4 protein-coding genes, 1 tRNA gene and 1 pseudogene are annotated in these 3,500 nt (G+C 71.0%); 4 read left to right on the top strand and 2 right to left on the bottom strand.

The features are described from left to right. The first annotated feature begins 125 nt into the window (after positions 1–125). Positions 126–1,109, top strand: a complete 984-nt coding sequence (locus BFF77_RS20300) for a LysR family transcriptional regulator (protein ID WP_079125328.1) — start codon at positions 126–128, stop codon at positions 1,107–1,109. Here BFF77_RS20300 and BFF77_RS20305 read toward each other — a convergent pair. Continuing rightward, positions 1,081–1,593 carry a mycothiol transferase gene (locus tag BFF77_RS20305; protein ID WP_066951929.1) on the bottom strand — a complete coding sequence of 171 codons (513 nt, stop codon included), beginning with the start codon at positions 1,591–1,593 and terminating at the stop codon, positions 1,081–1,083. The genes BFF77_RS20300 and BFF77_RS20305 overlap by 29 nt on opposite strands. A gap of 271 nt (positions 1,594–1,864) precedes the next feature. Here BFF77_RS20305 and BFF77_RS20310 point away from each other — a divergent pair. The 3 genes and pseudogenes from BFF77_RS20310 to BFF77_RS38215 form a co-directional block, all read left to right on the top strand. Further along, positions 1,865–1,941 (top strand) — tRNA-Pro (locus BFF77_RS20310). A 211-nt stretch (positions 1,942–2,152) separates the two neighbouring features. Further along, positions 2,153–2,530 carry a hypothetical protein gene (locus tag BFF77_RS20315; RefSeq protein ID WP_141698474.1) on the top strand — a complete coding sequence of 126 codons (378 nt, stop codon included), beginning with the start codon at positions 2,153–2,155 and terminating at the stop codon, positions 2,528–2,530. Positions 2,531–2,574: 44 nt separating this feature from the next. Continuing rightward, positions 2,575–2,748 (top strand): annotated as a pseudogene (locus BFF77_RS38215) (DUF317 domain-containing protein); the annotation flags it as partial. A gap of 191 nt (positions 2,749–2,939) precedes the next feature. On the opposite strand, the gene BFF77_RS35740 reads toward BFF77_RS38215, so the two are convergent. Then, on the bottom strand, positions 2,940–3,500 hold a 561-nt coding region (locus tag BFF77_RS35740), incomplete at its 5' end, for a TetR/AcrR family transcriptional regulator (protein ID WP_066951934.1).

The raw sequence follows: 3,500 nt of genomic DNA on the forward strand, positions 1-3,500 counted from the left end.
GTCCTGCTGCGGACCCGCCGGTTCCGGCGGGGGGTACCTCAAGCTTTGCCGCTGCCCGGCGGGGCGTCCAATAGAAGAAAACGAACACATTGAGCGAGCAGGCTTCTCAATTAGGCTGGGTCCCCATGGAACTGCGCCACCTCGAATACTTCGTCGCCGTCGCGGAGGAACGCCACTTCACCAGGGCGGCCCGGCGTCTCATGGTCTCGCAATCGGGCCTCTCCGCGTCCGTACGCGCCTTGGAGCGCGAGCTGGGCGCCCGGCTCTTCGTCCGCTCCACCCGCAGGGTCGAGCTGACCGGGGCCGGTCAGGCCCTGCTGGTGGAGGCATCGCGCGCGCTGGCCAGTGTGCGGGCGGGCAAGGAGGCCGTCGCGGCGGTCCAGGGACTGCTGCGCGGCACGCTGTCGGTGGGTACCGAGCAGTGTGTCACCGGGGTGCATGTCCCCGGGCTGCTCGCCCGGTTCAGGGCCGAGCACCCCGAGGTGGAGGTACGGCTGAGGCAGGCCGGATCCGCCTCGCTGGTCGAGGACGTGGCGGCCGGACGGCTCGATCTGGCCTTTGTCGCGCTGTCCGGACCCGTGCCCGAGGGCGTCCGGCTGGTCCCGCTGGCGAGCGAGCCGATGGTGCTCCTCTGCCATCCCGACCATCCGCTGGCGGGCGCGGCGGAGGCGGAGTGGGCGGAGCTGGGCGAGGAGGTGTTCGTGGACTTCCACGAGGACTGGGGCGCCCGCGGGCTCACCGACCGGGCCTTCGCCGCCGCCCGTACCGAACGGCGCGTGGCGCTGGAGGTCAACGACGTGCACAGCCTGATCGAGCTGGTCGGCCATGGTCTGGGTATCGCGGTGGTGCCGCGTCCGATCGCCCGTAAGGAACAGGCGGCGGGTCTTCGCACCGTGCCGCTGGCCGGGGCCGGGGAGCATCTCTGGGAGGTCTCGGCCGCGCTCCCCGACGATCAGCGCACCGGCCCGGCGGCCCGGCAACTGCTCGCGTATCTGCCACCCGCCGCGTCCCAGGCCGGGCCGGGCGACCGCCCGGTGCCGGACGCCGTTCCCGCACCGGCTGCGGGTCCTGTCCGGATGGCTACGGCCGTTCCAGCCAGCCCCTCATGAAGGCGGCCTGCCCGACATGCTGGAGGTCGTCGGAGATCACACTGATCAGCCGGACACCGAGCGTCACCGGCGGCACCCACGCGTCGTCGACGGTCCGCCGGAGATCCGCGTCCTTGACCGTACGGAGGAACGCGACCGTCTGGTCGTGGACGGCGTCGTGGTACCCCGCGAGCAGCTCCGCCGGGACTCCGCCGAGCGCGGCCACGTCCTTGGGGGAGTGGCCGTAACCGGTCGCCCGCCGCGAGAACGGCAGCTCGAACCGCGCCGACCAGTCCTGCGCGATCCATACCTCGTCCAGGCCCGCCGCGTCGGCGACGTGGTCGTCCTGGATCCGGGTGAGATGCCAGACGAGCCAGGCGATCGAGTTGGCCCCGTCGTCCAGCCGGACCGCCAGTTCGTCGGGCGAGAGGCCGTCGACCACCTCGTGGACGGTCTCACGGATACGGCCGAACGCGTCGACGAGCAGATCACCGCTGGCGGTCATGGCGTGCTCCGGAGGGTACGGCCGGGAGCGGGCCCGGCGATGGGCGTACGTCCAGTCCAGGGTGCCCCGTACCCGCGGACGGCGCAGGGCGCGTCACATTTTGACCCCGCCGCTCAGCCACCCTCGCTGGCCGGTCCCGACGCCGCGTGAAAGACCCCCGGGTCGAGCCTCCCGCGATGCCCCCGGGGAAAGCGGTTCGTGACCACCATGCCGAGTGCGGTATTGTTCTCATGCGCGTTCGGCCAGGGGAAACCCCAGGTCAGACCCGCATCGGGACGTGGCGCAGCTTGGTAGCGCACTTGACTGGGGGTCAAGGGGTCGCAGGTTCAAATCCTGTCGTCCCGACCAGCGTTTACGCAGGTCGCAGGCGGTATCGGAGAAATCCGGTACCGCCTTTCCGTGTTTCGTGGGGACCAGTTGGGGACCAGCCGGTCCAGGCCCTGTCCGGGGGCGGGGTGGACGGGATGTCGGCGACGCGAACGCCGGAGACGACGGCCTGCCCCATCCCCGGTGGTGGTCGTGGGAGTGGTCGACGAGTGCCTGGGCGAGGCGGAGCAGGGTGGGCCAGTCGGGCTGGGCGAGGGCACGGGGGTTGTCGAGTTCGACTTTCGGTCCGGGCTTCGCGCCGGCCGCCGGCAGCGGATTCGCAGCCGTCTTCGGCCTCGGCCTGGCGCTGTCGGTGCGGGCGGACATCGACCGCTGGCATGTGGTGGCGGTTGGCACGCCCTTTGCCCTGGCGGTGACAGTGGCGGCCGGGCCCGGCTTTGTCGGGGTCACCGGTCGCCAGTACCTCGGCCTGATCCTGGCCACCCGCGGAAAGCTGCCGTGGCGCCTGACCGCGTTTCTCCGCTGGTGCCATGAACGAGGACTGCTGAGGTCGGCCGGCACCGTCTACCAGGTACGCCATGACGAACTGTTGGAGTGGCTCCGGCATTGACCTCTGCTTGCGCGACACTGCAGTTCAGCATGCGGCGTGATGAGAACGCCCGCGCCCAGCCCGCCGTACCGCTCGTCGGACCCGGGCTGGTCCTCGACGCCGTCGCCGCGCCCGGATGGTTCCGCGACATCGACCAGCCCCAGGCGGCAGCCACGGACCCGATGTCCACCTCGCACATCAGCCTCGGGGAGGTGCCGCCCCTCATCGAGGAAGCCGAGGCATCCTCGGCGGCGTCTCCCCGGCGACCGCAGCGTCCGTTCCGGCGCCGACCGGGGTGGAGGACCATCTCCTGCACCGCGGCGGTGACCTCACCGGCACCGAGTCGTCGTGCCCTGGCTCACCTGCGCGTCCCGCTTTGGCCCAACGGATCCGGCCCTGACGATCTGGCAGGGTCGCGCCGAGCAAGGGGTCATCTGGGTGTGGGGCCGTGCGGGAATGCGAGCCGGCTGATGATCTTCTCCTCCAGCGGACCGGGTGGCGGCCACGGGAATCGGGGAATGTGAGCGCGGAGCAGAATGAGGCCGTGCAGGGACGCCCAGAGAGCGGTCGCCGTGGCGAGAGCATCCTCCGCACGGGACGTGCCGTCGTGCATCGCATCGGCGACGTCTCGCAGAAGTATCGAGAATGCTTCGGCAGGAGCGAGCTGACTCGCGATGGGCTCGCCGACGATGGGCGCGAGCTGGCGTACCGCCTGGTCGACGCGTTCTTCTGTGGTGCTGCTGCCCCTGGGCCGCGGCCGGGTGAACAGAAGGGCGTAGAGCTCGGGCTGCTCGGCACCGAAGACGAGATAGGCGTGGCAGTCGGCCAGAAGTCGTTCGCGCGCGCCCTCTGCTCCCGCCCGGGCGGTCTCAAGGTGACGCACCAGCAGTGAGCGGGTCTCGGTGACCACGGCCTCCACGATCTGGTCGGGTGTGTCGAAGTGCGCGTAGATCGACGGTGGCGCGATGCCGACCCTGCGGGCGATCGCCCG

The sequence above is a fragment of the Streptomyces lushanensis genome, assembly GCF_001700515.1.
GTDB lineage: Bacteria > Actinomycetota > Actinomycetes > Streptomycetales > Streptomycetaceae > Streptomyces > Streptomyces lushanensis.

Coding starts and splice junctions, on each gene's coding strand:
- BFF77_RS20300 (WP_079125328.1), top strand. CDS start 126: ATGGAACTGCGCCACCTCGAATACTTCGTCGCCGTCGCGGAGGAACGC.
- BFF77_RS20305 (WP_066951929.1), bottom strand. CDS start 1,593: ATGACCGCCAGCGGTGATCTGCTCGTCGACGCGTTCGGCCGTATCCGT.